Origin of the sequence: Streptomyces sp. NPDC048172 (assembly GCF_043202595.1) — a bacterium.
Lineage (GTDB): Bacteria > Actinomycetota > Actinomycetes > Streptomycetales > Streptomycetaceae > Streptomyces.
Genome location: NZ_JBIDAT010000001.1, coordinates 964,691 through 981,180 on the forward strand (window position 1 = coordinate 964,691; position 16,490 = coordinate 981,180).

General features: G+C 73.6%; 8 protein-coding genes. 5 read left to right on the forward strand and 3 right to left on the reverse strand.

Going from position 1 to position 16,490, the window contains the following annotated elements; translation table 11 throughout:
* Window positions 1-8: 8 nt before the first annotated feature.
* The 3 genes from ACGF3A_RS04395 to ACGF3A_RS04405 all read right to left on the reverse strand — a co-directional run bounded on the left by ACGF3A_RS04395 (window position 9) and on the right by ACGF3A_RS04405 (window position 6,507).
* Window positions 9-1,604, reverse strand: a complete 1,596-nt coding sequence (locus ACGF3A_RS04395) for an alpha/beta hydrolase (RefSeq protein WP_393725642.1) — start codon at window positions 1,602-1,604, stop codon at window positions 9-11.
* Between the two features lie 134 nt (window positions 1,605-1,738).
* A complete protein-coding gene (locus ACGF3A_RS04400; protein ID WP_393725644.1) occupies window positions 1,739-3,472 on the reverse strand; it encodes an alpha/beta hydrolase in 1,734 nt (577 codons plus the stop codon).
* A 113-nt stretch (window positions 3,473-3,585) separates the two neighbouring features.
* On the reverse strand, window positions 3,586-6,507 hold the full coding sequence (locus tag ACGF3A_RS04405; RefSeq protein WP_393725646.1) for a flippase-like domain-containing protein: 2,922 nt from the start codon (window positions 6,505-6,507) through the stop codon (window positions 3,586-3,588).
* A gap of 221 nt (window positions 6,508-6,728) precedes the next feature.
* On the opposite strand from ACGF3A_RS04405, the gene ACGF3A_RS04410 reads away from it, so the two are divergent.
* From ACGF3A_RS04410 to nudC, 5 genes are all read left to right on the forward strand, one after another.
* Entirely contained in the window at window positions 6,729-7,085 is a 357-nt protein-coding gene (locus ACGF3A_RS04410) for an MGMT family protein (protein WP_393725648.1), read from the forward strand.
* Window positions 7,086-7,240: 155 nt separating this feature from the next.
* A complete protein-coding gene (locus tag ACGF3A_RS04415) occupies window positions 7,241-10,603 on the forward strand; it encodes an ATP-dependent helicase (protein WP_393727133.1) in 3,363 nt (1,120 codons plus the stop codon).
* A gap of 75 nt (window positions 10,604-10,678) precedes the next feature.
* A complete protein-coding gene (locus ACGF3A_RS04420; RefSeq protein ID WP_393725650.1) occupies window positions 10,679-14,017 on the forward strand; it encodes a UvrD-helicase domain-containing protein in 3,339 nt (1,112 codons plus the stop codon).
* Window positions 14,018-14,027: 10 nt separating this feature from the next.
* The gene (locus ACGF3A_RS04425; RefSeq protein ID WP_393725652.1) at window positions 14,028-15,461 is read left to right on the forward strand and encodes a dipeptidase; all 1,434 of its coding nucleotides are present in this window, start codon (window positions 14,028-14,030) and stop codon (window positions 15,459-15,461) included.
* A gap of 33 nt (window positions 15,462-15,494) precedes the next feature.
* Window positions 15,495-16,478 carry an NAD(+) diphosphatase gene (nudC, locus tag ACGF3A_RS04430; protein WP_393725654.1) on the forward strand — a complete coding sequence of 328 codons (984 nt, stop codon included), beginning with the start codon at window positions 15,495-15,497 and terminating at the stop codon, window positions 16,476-16,478.
* Window positions 16,479-16,490 lie beyond the last annotated feature (12 nt).

The window sequence follows — 16,490 nt, forward strand, 5'->3', positions numbered from 1 at the left end:
CGGCACCGTCACGGACAGACGGTGCCGTCCTTCGGCGCTTCACCGTCCAGCAGATAGCCGTTCACGTTCTTCTGGACGCACGCGTCGCCGGTGTCGTACGAGCCGTGCCCCTCGCCCTTGAAGGTGAGCAGCCGGGCCCCGCCGCCCAGCGCGTCCGTCATCTTCCGCGCGCCCTTGTACGGCGTCGCCGGGTCGCCGGTGTTGCCCACCACCACGACGGGCGCGTCGCTGTCCGTACGGACGTCGACCGTGTCGCTCTTGCCGCGCACGGGCCAGCCCTCGCAGGACGTCAGCGCCCACGCCTGCGAGGGGCCGAAGACGGGGGAGGCGTCGCGGAAGGCGCCTGTCTCCTTCTTCGCGTCCTCATAAGAGGTACGAGCGCTGCGGTCGGCGCAGTTCACGGCCGCGCCTCCCTCCTGCATGTTCGTGTACTTGCCGTCCTGGCCGCGTCCCGTATAGGCGTCGGACAGGGCGAGCAGGGTGTCGCCCTTCCCTGACCGCGCCTCCTGGAGCGCCATCGAGAGGGGCGCCCAGGTCTCCTTGGAGTACAGCGCGGCGCCGACCGCCGTCGTCGCCATCGCCTCGGTCACCACGCGGTCCCCGCGCGTGGCCAGCGGCTTCTTGTCGATCTTCGTCAGCAGCGCCTGCAGCTTCCCCGACGCCTTCGCCTCGCTCGTCCCCAGGGGACAGGTGGCGGACTTCACACAGTCCTTGAGGTAGTTGCCCAGCGCGAGCTCGAAGCCCTTCGTCTGCCCCAGCGCCATCTCGCGCGTCCCCAGGGTCGGGTCTATGGGCGCGTCGAGGACCATACGGCCCACGCGCTTGGGGAAGAGGTGCGCGTAGACGCCGCCGAGCTGGGTGCCGTAGGAGATGCCGAAGTAGCTGAGCTTCTCGTCGCCCAGGGCCGCCCGCAGCAGGTCCATGTCGCGCGCGGTGTCCTCGGTCGTCAGATGGGGGAGCAGCTTTCCGGCGCGCTTCTCACAGGCCCGCACGCTCCTCTTCTGCGCCGCCTTGAGCGCCTGCTCCTCCTTGGCGTCGTCGGGGCTGCTGTCGAGGGCGAAGTCGGCGTCCTTCTGCTTGGCGCTCTGGCAGACCACTCCGGCGCTCTCGCCGATGCCGCGCGGGTCGAAGCTCACCAGGTCGTATCCCGCACGGAGCTTGTCGTAGCTCTTCTGCGCGGCCAGCGGGAGCAGGGCGACGCCGGAGGCGCCGGGACCGCCGAAGTTGAAGACCAGGGAGCCCTGGCGCCCCTTCCCGGCCTTCTCCTTCGCCCGTACGCGCACCAGGGCGAGGTCGATCTTCTCGCCGTCCGGCTTCGCGTGGTCGAGCGGGACGCTGAGCTTTCCGCACTGCCATTCCGCGCCGTCGGGCATCTTCTTGGGCTCGGTCCTCATCTGGTACTGCTCGGCGGTGGGCGCCGCGCACTTCTTCCAGCCGAGCTTCCCGCCGCCCTCGGCCGCGGAGTCCTTCGGCTTGTCCCCGCCGTCGCTGTCGCCGTCCCCGTCCGAGCCCCCGCTGCAGGCGCCGGCGAGGAGGGCGGCGGCGAGAGCCAGCGCCCCCGTCCGCCGTACCCGCCGTATCGCGGTGGACTTTCCTCGCGCCATGGTGGCCCTCCCCCTCGCTCGTCGTCCTGGAGCGCCACCCTATGTATTGGCCGTGGCCCATGTAGGGGGCCGTGGCCCCACGTACCGGATGTGGGTCCACGGCCGGGCTGTCAGCCGGACTGTCAGCCTGGCTGTCAGCCGCAGGACGTCCCGTCGGCGGGGACCTTGCCCTTGAGCAGGTAGCCGTTGACGCGGGCCCTGACGCATTTGTTGTTGCTGTCGTAGGCGCCGTGTCCCTCGCCCCGGTACGTGAGTTCGACGCCCACGCCCGAGCCGAGCCCCTCCTTCATCCGCCGCGTCCCCGCGTACGGCGTTGCCGGGTCGCCCGTCGTGCCGACGAGCAGGATGGGCGCCGAGCCCGGCGCGCTCACGTCCGGCGTCTTCCAGCGGCCCTTGACGGGCCAGCCGTGGCACTGGGCCATGCCCCACGCCGACATCGGCCCGAAGACGCCTGACGCCTCCGCGAACGAGGGCAGCCTGGCCTTGATGTCGTCCGCCGAGTACCGCTCCTTCGCGTCGGCGCAGCTGATGGCCGTCAGGGACGCCTGGAGGGTGCTGTAACTGCCGTCCGGGTTGCGTCCGTTGAGGGAGTCGGAGAGGAGCAGCAGAGTGCTCCCGTTGTCCTCATGGAGCGCCTCGTCCAGCCCTTGGGACAGCAGGTCCCACATCTCCTCGGAGTACAGCGCCTGCGCGATGCCGCCCTCGGCGAGCGACTCGGTCAGCCTGCGCGGCCCGTCGGTGATCAGCGGCTCCGCGTCCAGCTGGGCGAGCAGATCGGTGATCCGGCGCTTCGCCTCCTCCGGATCGTCGCCCACGGGGCAGTCCGGGCCCTGTCTCGCGCACTGGGACAGATAGTTGTCCAGGGCGAGCTGGAACCCCGCCGCCTGGCTGAGCGCGCCCTGCTCGGGTGTGGCCGTTGGGTCGACGACCGCGTCGAGGACGGCACGGCCGACCTTCTCGGGGAAGAGGTGGGCGTAGACGCCGCCCAGTTCGGTGCCGTAGGAGATGCCGAAGTAGTGCAGCTTCCTGTCGCCCAGGACCTCGCGCATGAGGTCCATGTCGCGGGCGGTGTTCGCGGTGGTCAGATGGCGCAGCAGTTTGCCCGTCCGTTTGCCGCACGCCTCGGCGAAGCGGTCCTGGCGGCGGAAGAGCCGCTTCTCCTCCTCGTCCGTGTCGGGCGTCCAGTCGGCGGCGAAGTACGCGTCCATCTTCTTGCCGTTCGCGCACCGGACGCCCTCGCTGCGGCCCACGCCGCGCGGGTCGAAGCTGACCAGGTCGTAGCCGCGCTGGAGGGCCGCGTAGTCCTGTCCGAACGCCGGGAGGCTGGCGACGCCCGAGCCGCCGGGGCCGCCGAAGTTGAAGACCAGCGAACCGATACGGGGGCTTTTCTTCTTCCCTTCGTGCCGTTCGGCACGGATCATCTCGACGCCCAGGGTCCTGCCGCGCGGCTTGCTGTAGTCCACGGGCGCCTTGAGGGTGGCGCACTCCCACACCGTGCCGTCCGGCATGGGGGAGGGGGAGCCGCCCTGGTCGCCCTGTGCGGCGTCGGGCGCCGGGCAGCGCGACCAGTCCAGCTTCTGCCCGGTGAGCCCGTCCGGAAGGTCGGCCGTCCGCCGCCGCGTGGGGCCGTCGCCCTCTCCGCCGTCGCCCTCGTCCCTGTCGGCACCGGGGCCCGGGTCCCGCTCCGCACCGTCGGAAGGGTCGTCGGAGTCGGCGGGGGCGCCCGAGGAGGACGCGTCCGCGCTCTCGCCCGCCCCGCTCCTCCCGCCCCCGTCGTCACCTCCGCCGCACCCCGTGGCGGCCGTCGCGGCCAGCACCAGGGCGGCGGCCAGCGCGGCACCGGACCGTATGGACAGGGAGCTGGGCATGGGGCGTCGTCCTCCCAGGAGGAGATGGGAGGCCATCGTGCGTACGGCTGGGCCCTCGGGGCGCGCTGTACGGGCCGTACGGGTGGCTGCGTACGGTCACGGGCGGGCTGGTCCTACAGCGCGCCCTTGCGGGTGAGGTGGGTGAAGGACAGCCAGCCCGGCAGCACCGGGATCCACAGGGTCATCAGCCGGAACAGCAGCACCGCGGGAGTCGCGACCTCCTTCGGCACCCCGAAGGCGATCAGCGCACCGATGAGGGCCGCCTCGACCGCGCCCAGACCGCCGGGGGTGGGGGCCGCGGAGCCCAGCGCGTTGGCGGTGAGGAAGACGACCGCGAGGCTGGCGTAGCTCGCCTGGTAGCCGAAGGCCCGTACGCACGCGTCCAGGCACATCACGAACATCAGCGTCAGCAGCAGCATCCCGAGCACACCGGTCAGCAGCTTCTGCGGACGCTGCACCACGTCCAGCATCCGCGGCACGACCCCGGCGAACAGGGAGCGCACCCGCTCCGAGACGAACCGGCGCAGCGCCGGTACGGCCGTCACGATCAGCACGAGCACGGCGGCCGTCAGAAGGCCCGCGATGACCGTCCGCGAGGGCGAGAGGGTGGGCGTGTGCTCGGTGCCGGTGATGTAGCCGAACAGGAGCAGCAGGGTGATGTGGCTGCCCAGCCCGAAGAGCTGCGAGGCGCCGACGCTCGCCACCGCGTGCCCCGGACGTACCCCGGAGCGCTGGAGGAAGCGCGCGTTGAGCGCGACCCCGCCGACGGCGGCGGGGGCCACCAGCTTCACGAAGGAGCCCGCCACCTGTGCCTGCACGGTGCGCCAGAAGGAGACCTTCTCCGGGACGAAGCCCAGGAGGGACATCGCGGCGCACAGGTAGGTCAGCGAGGAGAAGGCGACCGCGCCGCCGACCCACGCCCAGTTCGCCTTGAGGACCTTGTCGAGGGGCACCTGGCTGAGCTGGGTCAGCAGGAAGTACGCGGCCAGGGTGCCCGCGATGAAGCTGACCAGGGTGCGCGGCTTGATGCGCTCCAGACGGGCGGGCTCTATGGGCGCCTGGGGGCGCATCAGCAGCACCTGCTGGCGGATCTGCGCGAGCAGGTCCTCCTCGCGCGCCTCCTCCAGCGCCTCGTCTATGGCCTTCTTCTCCGCGTGCTTGGCCGCGCGGAGGGTCTTGCGCTCGGCGCGTGAGCCCGGTGCGCCGCCCGCCTCCTTGTGCTCCTTGGCCTTCGCCTCCTTGTTCGCGCGGGACGCCTCGATGACCGCCTCGCGCTCGCGCTGCGCGCGCTCCTTGGCGAGACGGCGCAGCGTGGTGCGCGTGCTGCGGCTGAGGGCGATCGGCTGGAGCAGCGGCAGGCTGTCCGCGATGGTGTCGGGGCCCATGACCTCGACGGCGGAGTTCACCGCCCGCTCCGCGCCGACCCGCAACCCCAGGGTCGTCAGGAGCTGCGCGATGTCCATACGGAGCACGAGGTCACCGGCGGCGATCTCGCCGCCCCGCAGGTCCGTCAGGTAGACCGCGCCGGAACGATCCACCAGGAGGGCGTCACCGACGAGACGACGGTGCGCGATACGGCGCGACTGGAGGGCCTTCACCTGGTGCCAGGTGGTGCGCAGCAGTTCGTCGGTGATCTCCTCGTCGGGCAGCGAGTCCAGGCTGCGGCCGCCGATGTGCTCGTAGACGAGCATCACGGCGTCCGGGCCGAGTTCGGAGGTGGCGATCAGCCGGGGCGCGTTGGCGCCGGCCGAGATGGCCGCGTAGGCGAGCAGCGCCTCCTGCTCCAGCGCCTGCCGCAGGGACTGGAGGCTGCGGCGCTGGGTGATGCCGCGCAGGGCCAGCCTGCGCCACACCCGGTAGAAGAACCCCTGGGCCTGCTGCTCCCTGTCGACCACGGTGACGTCGAGGGGCGGGCCGTCCTCCAGGGTGACGCGGTAGCGGCGTCCCCGGTCGTTGTGGTCGCGCCGGTCGGCCTCGCTGGGATCCTCGACCCTCAGTGCGCTCACCGGTTTGAAACCCACCCTGCGCAGTCCGGCGAGCAGCGTCTGCCCGGTCGGTCTGACGTTCGGGGTGCCGACGGCGTAGAGCGTGCCGTAGGCGACGGTCCAGCCGATCAGGATGGTGATGACGATCGAGAAGGCCGTCGTGTAACCGGGGACGAGCACGGCGAACGCGTTCAGGAGCAGTACGGCCCACAGCAGCACCCGCCAGCGCGGACGGCGCGCCATTCCGACGGCCGTCATGTACGCGATCACGGGCGCCAGGTAGCTGTGGATGGGCGTACTGGCGTCGCTCTCGGAGAACGATTTGGTCAGCGCGTCCCGGATCGACTCCGGAGCCGCCCGCGCGACCCACAGGTCCACGGCGAGCGAGGCGCCGTGGGCGAGCACCGCGGCGAGCACGCCGTCCGCGATCCGCAGCCCGTCCCGCTTGACCAGCCGCTCGATGGCGAAGGCGACGGGCACGAGGAGCACGGCGATGCTCGACGCCAGCCCGGTGAGGCTGATCAGGAGATCGGGCGCCTCCTTGGTGCCCTTGTCGATGTCCTGCTCCAGGCCCGCGGTGGTGCCGTGCGCGAAGTTCGCGATGGTGAGCACCAGGACGATGCCGAGCAGGCCGAGGCCCATCCGCAGCAGGTCCGAGGGCCGGTGGACGCGCGCCGACAGCAACGGCTCGTCGCTCTCGATCTCGACCCGGTCCGCGTGCGCGACGCGTTCCCTGGGCTCCGCGGGATCCGTGGGCTCCGCGGGATCCGTGGGATCCGTGGGATCCGCGGGCCCGGTGGGCCCGGTGGGCTCCGTCGGCTCTGTGCCCCCCGTGCCCTCCGCGTGCTCTGAGCGCTCGCTCTCAGGGGGCTCCACGGGGCCCTCGTGCGGCTCCGTGTGCCCCTTGTGGTCCTCGTCCCCTCCAGGGGTGTGCTTCTCGCGCAGGACGTTCCTCTTCCCGGCAGGCTCCTCAGCGGCGGGAGCCCCCTCCTGGAGGGGCTGTTCACCCGGCCGCTGCCCGTCTGTCGTCTCGTCCTGGTCCCGTATCACTGAGGCTCGTCCCGCGGCACCCGCCGGCTTCCCCCGACTGGCCCGCTTGTCCGGCTGAAGGTCCGGGAGTCGCCCCCCGGGAGTGCGCAGCGCTCGTCACCGCCCGGAAGATGGTGGCACGAGGGGGCGGCTCCTGGTGGCACGAGGGGGCATTCGAGGGGCGCGAGATACACAACAGAGACCGACGAGCGTTGTCGGTGGCGTAGGGCACCATGGCCCGCATGGCAGCAGACCCCGGGGAGCTCCCCGACTACGCGGAGCGTGTGCTCGACGTCACGGAGCGGATCCCGCCCGGCCGCGTGATGACGTACGGCGACGTGGCCGAGTGGCTGGAGGAGGGCGGACCGCGCCAGGTCGGCCGGGTGATGGCGCTGTACGGGGGCGCGGTGCCGTGGTGGCGCGTGGTGCGCGCCGACGGGGTGCTGCTGCCGGGGGAGGAGCGGCGCGCCCTGGAGGAGTATCACGCGGAGGGCACCCCGCTGCGCGAGCCGACCGGTCCGGCCGCCCGCTCCGCCGGGCACATACCGCGCGTCGACATGCGCCGGGCCCGCTGGGACGGGGGCGTGGACGGCGGGTGATCCCCCGCTGCGGCAGCTCACAGAGACCAGCTTCCGCCATGCCGTACGTCCGCATGCGCTGAGCCGTCCGTACGGAGTACAGGAGCGAGGCGCTGCGACTCGTGTGCTCGCGGGCGTAGCGTCTGTACCACCTTGCACAGACCCTCCCCTAGGCGATCCACGTGAGTTCCTCCATCCCGTCCGACACGCGGCGGCAGGCCCCGGAACCGGGTGCGTACCGACTGGTGCGCACTCCCCCGGAGCCGGTCCGTCTCCCTGCGTTGGACGCAGCTCAACGCGCCGTGGTTGACCATTCCGCGGGGCCTCTCCTCGTGCTGGCGGGACCCGGCACGGGCAAGACGACGACGCTCGTCGAGGCCGTCGCCGCACGGGTGCGCGCGGGCGGGGACCCGGAGCGCATCCTGGTGCTCACCTTCAGCCGCAAGGCCGCCGTCGAGCTGCGCGACCGGATGGCCGCCCGCCTGTCCGCGCCTCCCCGCGCGAGTGCCCCCAGGGCGACGACTTTCCACTCGTACTGCTACGGGCTGGTGCGGGCGCACCAGGAGGCCGACCTGTTCGCCGACCCGGTCCGGCTGCTGACCGGACCCGAGCAGGACCTCTACATCCGCGAGCTGCTCGAAGGGCAGCTCGCCCTGGAGGAGCAGGGGCGCGCCGGAGTGCGCTGGCCCGACGAGCTGCGCGCCTGCCTGACCACGCGCGGCTTCGCCGACGAGGTTCGGGCGGTGCTCGCCCGCAGCAGGGAACTGGGCCTGGGGCCCGACGCGCTGGCCGCCTTCGCCCGCCGTACCGGCCGCCCGGACTGGGGCGCGGCGGCCGGATTCCTCGCCGAGTACCTGGACGTGCTGGATGCCCAGGGGATGCTCGACTACGCCGAACTCGTGCACCGCGCGGTGCTGCTCGCGGAGGACGAGCGGATCGCGGCGGAGCTGCGCGGGGCGTACGACGCGGTGTTCGTCGACGAGTACCAGGACACCGACCCCTCCCAGGTGCGCCTGCTGCGGGCCCTCGCGGGCGACGGCGGCACCCTGGTGGCCTTCGGCGACCCCGACCAGTCGATCTACGCGTTCCGCGGGGCCGACGTCAACGGCATCCTCGACTTCCCGCGCGCCTTCCCGCGCGCCTCGGGCGCCCCCGCGCCCGTGGAGGTGCTGCGCACCGGGCGCCGCTCCGGCGCGCGCCTGCTGACGGCCACCCGCGAGCTGACCCGCCGTATGCCGCTCACCCGGCTGCCCGCCGAGGCCGTACGGGCCCACCGTGCCCTCACGCCGACCCGGCCCGGCGGACGGGTGGAGGTCTGCACGTACCCGACGCCGGGCGCCGAGCTGGACAATGTCGCGGACCTGCTCCGCCGCGCCCATCTCGAAGAGGGCGTCCCCTGGAGCGAGATGGCCGTGCTGGTCCGCGCGGGCGGCCGCAGCCTCCCGTCGACGCGCCGCGCCCTGACCTCGGCGGGCGTCCCCGTCGACGTGGACGGCGACGACGTCCCGCTCCGCCACGAGCCCGCCGTCGCGCCGCTGCTGACCGCGCTCAGGACCGCGGCGGAGACCGCCGAGGTCCGGGAGCCCGCCGAGGGCGAGGAGACCTCAGAGGGGGTGGAGAGCACCCTCGGCACCGAGACCGCGCTGACGCTCCTCACCTCGCCGCTGGGCGGCATGGACGCGGCCGATCTGCGCCGCCTGGGGCGCGCGCTGCGCGAGGAGGAGCGCGCGGCGGGCGCCGCCGTGCCCCGCCCCTCCGACGTCCTGCTGGCCGAGGCGCTCGCCCAGCCCGAGCGGCTCGTCGCGCACGAGCCGTCCCCCACGGCCCCGGGCGGGCCAGGCCACGCGCGCGGCGCGCAGCGCCTCGGCCTCCTGCTGCGCAAGACCCGCGAGCTGCTCGCCGGGGGCGGCACGGCGGAGGAGGCCCTGTGGCTGCTCTGGGACGGCACCCCGTGGCCGGGCCGCCTGGAGCGCGCGGCCCGCCGGGGCGGCCCGGCGGGGCGCAACGCGGACCGCGACCTGGACGCCGTGTGCGCCCTGTTCGAGGTGGCGGCGCGCGCGGAGGAGCGCACCGGAGGACGGGGCGCCCTCAACTTCCTGGAGGAGCTGGAGGCCCAGGACATCGCCGCCGACACCCTCGCGGGACGTGCCGTACGGCCCGACTCCGTACGGCTGATGACCGCGCACCGCTCCAAGGGGCTGGAGTGGCGGCTCGTCGTCGTCGCGGGTGTGCAGGACGGGCTGTGGCCGGACCTGCGGCGCCGCGGCTCCCTGCTGGAGGCCGACCGCATCGGGCGCGACGGGCTCGCCGAACCGCTCCCGCCGGGCGCCCTGCTCGCCGAGGAGCGCAGGCTCTTCTACGTCGCGGCGACCCGCGCCAGGGAGCGCCTCGTCGTCACGGCCGTACAGTCGCAGGCCGAGGACGGTGACCAGCCCTCCCGCTTCCTGAGCGAACTCGGCGTCGAGCCCCGCGCGGTGACCGGCAGGCCGCGGCGCCCCCTGTCCGTCCCCGCGCTCGTCGCCGAGCTCCGGGCCACGACGGTCGACCCCGCGGCCTCGCCCGGGCTGCGCGAGGCCGCGGCGCGCCGCCTGGCCCGCCTCGCGGCGCTCCAGGACGACGAGGGGCACGAACTCGTCCCCGCGGCGCACCCGGACCGCTGGTGGGGCCTGTACGAGCCGACGCGCTCCGAAGTCCCCCTGCGCGAGCCCGACCGCCCGGTGGCGCTCTCCGGCAGCGCGCTGGAGCAGCTCGCGCACACCTGCTCGCTCCAGTGGTTCCTGGGCCGCGAGGTCAAGGCCGACGAGCCCGCGACGGCGGCCCAGGGCTTCGGCAACGTCGTGCACGTCCTGGCCGACGAGGTCGCCTCCGGGACCACCCCCGCCGACCTGTCCGTCCTCATGGAGCGCCTCGACTCCGTCTGGGAGGGGCTCGCCTTCGACGCGCCCTGGAAGTCGCTCCAGGAGAAGGAGAGCGCGCGCGCCGCCCTGGAGCGCTTCCTGCGCTGGCACGTCATGGAGCGCGACGGCCGTGAGACGGCGGGCAGCGAGCACGACTTCGACGTCACCCTGGAGGCGGGCGAACACACCGTCCGTATCCGCGGCAGCATGGACCGCGTCGAGACCGACGCCCAGGGACGCGCCTATGTCGTCGATTTCAAGACGGGCCGTGCCCGTCCCACCGCCGCCGAGGTCACCGAGCATCCCCAGCTCGCCGTCTACCAGCTGGCCATGCGGGAGGGCGCGGCCGACTCCCTGTTCGGCGGGCGGCGTCCCCCGGCGGGGGGCGCGGAGCTGGTCCACCTGCGCCAGGGCGCACCCAAACGCGACGGGGGCGACACCCTGCCCGTCGTCCAGCGTCAGGAGCCCCTGGAGGAGTCGCCCCAGGGCGACAAGGGCGAATGGGTCGGCGAGCTGCTCGCGACGGCGGCCGGACGCGTCCTGGACGAGCGCTTCACGCCCTCGCCCGGCCAGCACTGCTCCCAGTGCGCCTTCCGGCGCGTCTGCTCGGCGCGGCCGGAAGGGCGTCACATCGTCGAATGACCGTCCCGTCCGTCGCCCGGACGAGAACGGCTCCCCCGGACCCCGCTGTCAGAGACGGGGGCTAACGTCTCTCGGGTGCCCGCACAGCTCACCCACCCCGAGCAGCTCAAGGAGCTCCTCGGCATCCCGTTCACCCCGGAGCAGACGGACTGCATCACCGCACCGCCTGTCCCGCAGGTCATCGTGGCGGGCGCGGGCTCCGGCAAGACGACGGTGATGGCGGCCCGCGTGGTCTGGCTGGTCGGCACCGGACAGGTCGCGCCCGAGCGGGTCCTCGGCCTGACGTTCACCAACAAGGCGGCGGGCGAGCTGGCCGAGCGGGTGCGCAAGGCGCTGGCCCGCGCGGGCCTGACGGACCCCGACCCGGCGGACCCCGACCACGCGCCGGGGGAGCCGCAGATCTCGACGTACCACGCGTTCGCGGGGCGGCTGCTGACCGAGCACGGGCTGCGCCTCGGCCTCGAACCCACCGTCCGGCTGCTCGCCGACGCCACCCGCTTCCAGCTCGCGGCGAACGTGCTGCGGGCCGCGCCCGGCCCCTTCGAGGCGCTCACCAAGTCGTTCAGCGCCCTCGTCGAGGACCTGCTCGCGCTCGACGGCGAGCTGGCCGAGCACCTGACGGAGCCCGGCGAGCTGCGCGCCCACACCGCGCGGCTGCTGGACGAGCTGGAGGGCGTCCGGCTCACCAACGACAAGCTGCGCAAGATCCCGCAGGCCGCCCTCGCGCGCGACGAGCTGACCGGACTGGTCGAGGAGTACCGCGCTCGTAAGCGCGCCCACGAGCGGATCGACTTCGGCGACCAGATCGCCCTGGCGGCCCGGCTGGCCCGCCTCCCGGAGGTCGGACGGGCCCTGCGCGAGCAGTTCTCCGTCGTCCTCCTGGACGAGTACCAGGACACGTCCGTGGCGCAGCGGGTCATGCTCGCCGGGCTCTTCGGCGAGGGCACGGGCCACGCCGTCACCGCCGTCGGCGACCCCTGCCAGGCCATCTACGGATGGCGCGGCGCCTCCGTCGCCAACCTGGACGACTTCCCCCGCCACTTCCCCTCGACGGACGGCACCCCGGCCCGCCGCTTCTCGCTCAGCGAGAACCGCCGCAGCGGCGGCAGGCTCCTCCAGCTCGCCAACGGGCTCGCCGAGCCCCTCCGCGCCCGCCACGAGGGCGTCGAGGCGCTCCGCCCGGGCCCCGGGGCCGAGCGCGAGGGGCTGGTGCGCTGCGCGCTGCTGGAGACCCACGCGGAGGAGATCGCCTGGCTCGCCGACTCCCTCGCGCACCTGGTCCGTACGGGCACGCCGCCCGGCGAGATCGCCGTGCTGTGCCGGGGCGCCGCCGACTTCGCGGAGATCCAGGGCGCGCTCGTCGAGCGGGACGTCCCCGTCGAGGTCGTCGGCCTCTCCGGGCTGCTGCACCTCCCCGAGATCGCCGACCTCGTCGCCGTCTGCGAGGTCCTCCAGGACCCGACGGCCAACGCGGCGCTGGTCCGCGTCCTGACGGGCCCGCGCTGGCGCACGGGCCCCCGGGACCTCGCGCTGCTCGGACGGCGCGCCAGGCTGCTCGTACGGCACCAGAGGGGCGAGCTGGACGACGACCCCGACGTACGGCTGGCCGCCGCCGTCGAGGGCGCCGACCCGGCCGAGATCAGCTCGCTGGCCGACGCCCTGGACACGTTCCTGGACGCCGACGGGTACGAGGACGAGCTGCCGTTCTCCCCCGAGGCCCGGGTGCGCTTCGCGCGGCTCGCCGCCGAGCTGCGCGAGCTGCGCCGCTCACTGGCCGACCCGCTGATGGACGTCCTGCACCGGGTCCTGTCCGTGACCGGGCTGGAGGTCGAGCTCTCCGCCTCCCCGCACGCCGTCGCCGCCCGCCGCCGCGAGACCCTCGGCAATTTCCTGGACATCGCCGCCGGGTTCGCCTCCCTGGACGGCGAGGCGACCCTGCTGGCCTTCCTGGGCTTCCTGCGCACCGCCGCTCAGTACGAGAAGGGGCTCGACAGCTCCCTTCCCGGCGGGGAGAACACGGTGAAGGTGCTCACCGCGCACAAGTCCAAGGGCCTGGAATGGGACGTCGTGGCCGTCCCAGGACTGGTCGCCAAGCAGTTCCCCAGCGAGCAGGCCCGCGAGAGCTGGCTGACCCAGGCGAAGGTGCTCCCCACGGAGCTGCGGGGCGACGCGGCGACCCTGCCCGGGGTGCCCGCGTGGAGCGCCAAGGGGCTCCAGGATCACGACACGGCCCTGCGCGACCACCAGGCCACCGAGGAGTTGCGCCTGGGCTACGTCACCTTCACCCGCCCCCGCACGATGCTGCTCGGCTCGGGCCACTGGTGGGGCCCCTCGCAGAAGCGCCCGCGCGGCCCTTCCGCGTTCCTGGAGGCGCTGCGGGCCCACTGCGAGGCCGACCCGGCGCACGGAGAGGTCGAGCACTGGACGGAGCCGCCCGCCAAGGACGCGCTGAACCCCGCGCTGGAGGAGGACGGGGAGGAGCGCGTCTGGCCGCTGCCCCTGGACCCGGACGCCTTCGCCCTGCGCCGCGAGGCGGCGTCCCGGGTGCTCGCCCATCTCGAACCGGCCTCTTTGGAGGACTCGGAGGACGGGGCCGAGGCCCAGGAGGAGGCCCGAGAGGAGGCCCGAGAGGAGTCCCTAGAGGAGGACGGTCCGGCCGACGGGCTCACCTCTGAGGAGGCCAGGTTGGCCGCCGCCTGGGACCGGGACCTCGACGCGCTCGCCGGGGAGCTGCGCCGCTCCCGCGCGACCGTACGGGACGTCCCGCTGCCCGCCTCGCTGACGGCCTCGCAGCTGCTGCGCGTCGCCGCCGACCCGGAGGGCTTCGCGCGCGAGCTGGCCCGTCCGATGCCCCGCCCGCCGCGCCCCGAGGCCGCCCGCAGGGGCACGCGGTTCCACGCCTGGGTCGAGTCCCGCTTCGAGGAGGTGACGCTGCCCCTGCTCGGCCCCGAGGAGCTGCCGGGCGCCGACGGGGAGGGCGCGGACGGCAGCGAGCCGCCGCGGATCGCGGACGAGCGGGACCTGACGGCGCTCAAGGAGGCGTTCGAGCGCACCCCGTACGCCCGTCGCACCCCCTACCGCATCGAAGCGCCCTTCCAGCTGAATCTCGCGGGACGGATCGTCCGCGGCCGTATCGACGCGGTCTACCGGGAGGAGGGGCCGGAGGGCGTGACGTACGAGATCGTCGACTGGAAGACCGGCCGGGGGCAGGACGCCGATCCGCTCCAGCTCGCCGTCTACCGGCTGGCGTGGGCCGAGCGGGAGGGCGTTCCGCTGAGCGCGGTGAGCGCCGGGTTCCTGTACGTACGCAGCGGCGAGCTGGTCCGTCCCGAGGCGCTGCCGGACCGCGCCGAGCTGGAGAGACTGCTGTCGGGCGAGCGGCCGGATGCGGAGGGAGTTTTCTCCGCCCGATAGGCTCGACGGCATGAGCATCACCCCGGCGGCCCCGGACAGCGTTGTCCGGAGCTTCATAGAAGAGCGGCGTTCCGGATTCCTCTCGGACCTTGCGGAATGGCTGCGCATCCCCTCCGTGTCCGCCGACCCCGAGCGCGCCCCTGACGTGCGGCGCAGTGCGGAATGGCTCGCCGGGAAGCTCAAGGGGACGGGCTTTCCCGTCGCCGAGATCTGGGAGACGGACGGCCTGCCCGCCGTCTTCGCCGAGTGGCCCTCCGGGGACCCCGAAGCGCCCACCGTGCTGGTCTACGGGCACCACGACGTGCAGCCCGCCTCCCGGGAGGACGGCTGGCACTCCGAGCCCTTCGAGCCGGAGGAGCGCGACGGGAAGCTGTACGCGCGCGGCGCCGCCGACGACAAGGGGCAGGTGTTCTTCCACACCCTGGGCGTGAGCGCGCACCTGGCCGCCACGGGCCGCAGCGCGCCCGCCGTCAACCTGAAGCTGCTCATCGAGGGTGAGGAGGAGTCCGGTTCGCCGCACTTCCCCGCGCTCGTACGGGCGCACGCCGACCGGCTCGCCTGCGACGCGGCGATCGTGTCCGACACGGGCATGTGGTCGGCGGAGACCCCGACGGTCTGCACGGGCATGCGCGGCCTCACCGACTGCCAGATCGATCTGTACGGCCCGGACCAGGACATCCACTCCGGCTCCTTCGGCGGCGCCGTCCCCAACCCGGCCACCGAGGCCGCCCGGCTGGCCGCCTCGCTGCACGACGAGGACCGCCGGGTCACCCTTCCCGGCTTCTACGACGGCGTGGTCGCGCTGACGGACGAGGAGCGCGCCCTCCTCGCCGAGCTGCCCTTCGACGAGGACGCGTGGCTCCGTACGGCCCATTCGCACGCCGCCCTGGGCGAGCGGGACCACACCACGCTGGAGCGGATCTGGGCACGCCCCACGGCCGAGGTGAACGGCATCGGCGGCGGCTACCAGGGACCGGGCGGCAAGACGATCGTGCCGTCCAGCGCCCAGCTCAAGCTGTCGTTCCGCATGGTCGCCGGACAGGACGCGGAGAAGATCCAGCAGTCCGTCCGCGAGTGGGTCGCCGCCTCCCTTCCCGCCGGGATCCGGCACGAGATCACCTTCTGGGGCGCCACCCGCCCCTGTCTGACGCCGCTGGACCACCCGGCGCTCCAGTCCGTCGCCCGCGCCATGGGGCGCGCCTTCGGCGAGCGGATCCGTTTCACCAGGGAGGGCGGCTCCGGGCCCGCCGCCGATCTCCAGGACGTCCTGGGGGTGCCCGTGCTGTTCCTGGGCATCTCGATCCCGTCGGACGGCTGGCACGCGCCGAACGAGAAAGTCGAACTGGACCTGCTGCTCAAGGGCGTCGAGACCGCGGCGTATCTGTGGGGAGACCTCGCGGAGCACTGGAACCCCGCGGAACCGTCCGAGAACGCCGAGTCCTGACACACCTGACCACAGGGGGAGTAGGAAGCCGAAGTGACCACCTCGACCGAACGCACCACCGGCACCACCGGCACCACCGGCGACTCGGGCGCCACCGCTGACCGTCCCATCACCCTCACCAGCACCGGCGGTATCGACCGCGCCTCCCACCACCGGCTGGACGAGGCGTGGCTCGCGGCGGCGTGGAGCCACCCGACGACGCGCGTCTTCGTGGTCTCCGGCGGGCAGGCGATGATCGAGGACAAGGAGGACGGCACCACCGAGCTGGTGATGATGCCCTCCTTCGACGCCCCGTTCACCGAGGCCCACCGCTACTTCCTGGGCATCGACGAGGACGGCGTGCGCTACTTCGCGCTCCAGAAGGACTCGCTGCCCGGGCGCATGGACGACATCGCGCGCGCGGCGGGCCTGCGCGAGGCGGGCGTACTGCTCTCCGAGCGCGACAGCGAGCTGATGGTGCACGCCATCGGCCTGGAGAACTGGCAGCGCACCCACCGCTTCTGCTCCCGCTGCGGCGAACGTACGGTCATCGCCGCCGCCGGGCACATCCGCCGCTGCCCCGCCTGCGGCGCCGAGCACTACCCGCGGACCGACCCGGCCGTGATCATGCTCGTCACCGACGACCAGGACCGCGCGCTCCTGGGCCGCCAGGTCCACTGGCCCGAGGGGCGCTTCTCGACGCTCGCCGGCTTCGTGGAGCCGGGGGAGTCCCTGGAGGCCGCCGTCCGCCGCGAGGTCGCCGAGGAGGCGGGCGTCGCCGTCGGGCCCGTCGAGTACGTCGCGAGCCAGCCCTGGCCGTTCCCCTCCAGCCTGATGCTCGGCTTCATGGCGCGGGCGACCTCACCCGAGATCCAGGTCGACGGGGACGAGATCGAGGAAGCCCGCTGGTTCTCGCGCGACGACCTGCGGGCCGCGTTCGAGACCGGGGAGGTGCTGCCTCCCGCGGGCATCTCGATCGCGGCCCGTCTGGTCGAGCGCTGGTACGGGGAGCCGCTTCCGACGCCCCGGCGCGTCTGAGTCGAGCGCTGA

What these genes read in the sequence shown, in the direction of transcription:
- ACGF3A_RS04395 (WP_393725642.1), bottom strand. Translation starts at nt 1,604, where the DNA reads ATGGCGCGAGGAAAGTCCACCGCGATACGGCGGGTACGGCGGACGGGG.
- ACGF3A_RS04400 (WP_393725644.1), bottom strand. Translation starts at nt 3,472, where the DNA reads ATGCCCAGCTCCCTGTCCATACGGTCCGGTGCCGCGCTGGCCGCCGCC.
- ACGF3A_RS04410 (WP_393725648.1), top strand. Translation starts at nt 6,729, where the DNA reads ATGGCAGCAGACCCCGGGGAGCTCCCCGACTACGCGGAGCGTGTGCTC.
- ACGF3A_RS04425 (WP_393725652.1), top strand. Translation starts at nt 14,028, where the DNA reads ATGAGCATCACCCCGGCGGCCCCGGACAGCGTTGTCCGGAGCTTCATA.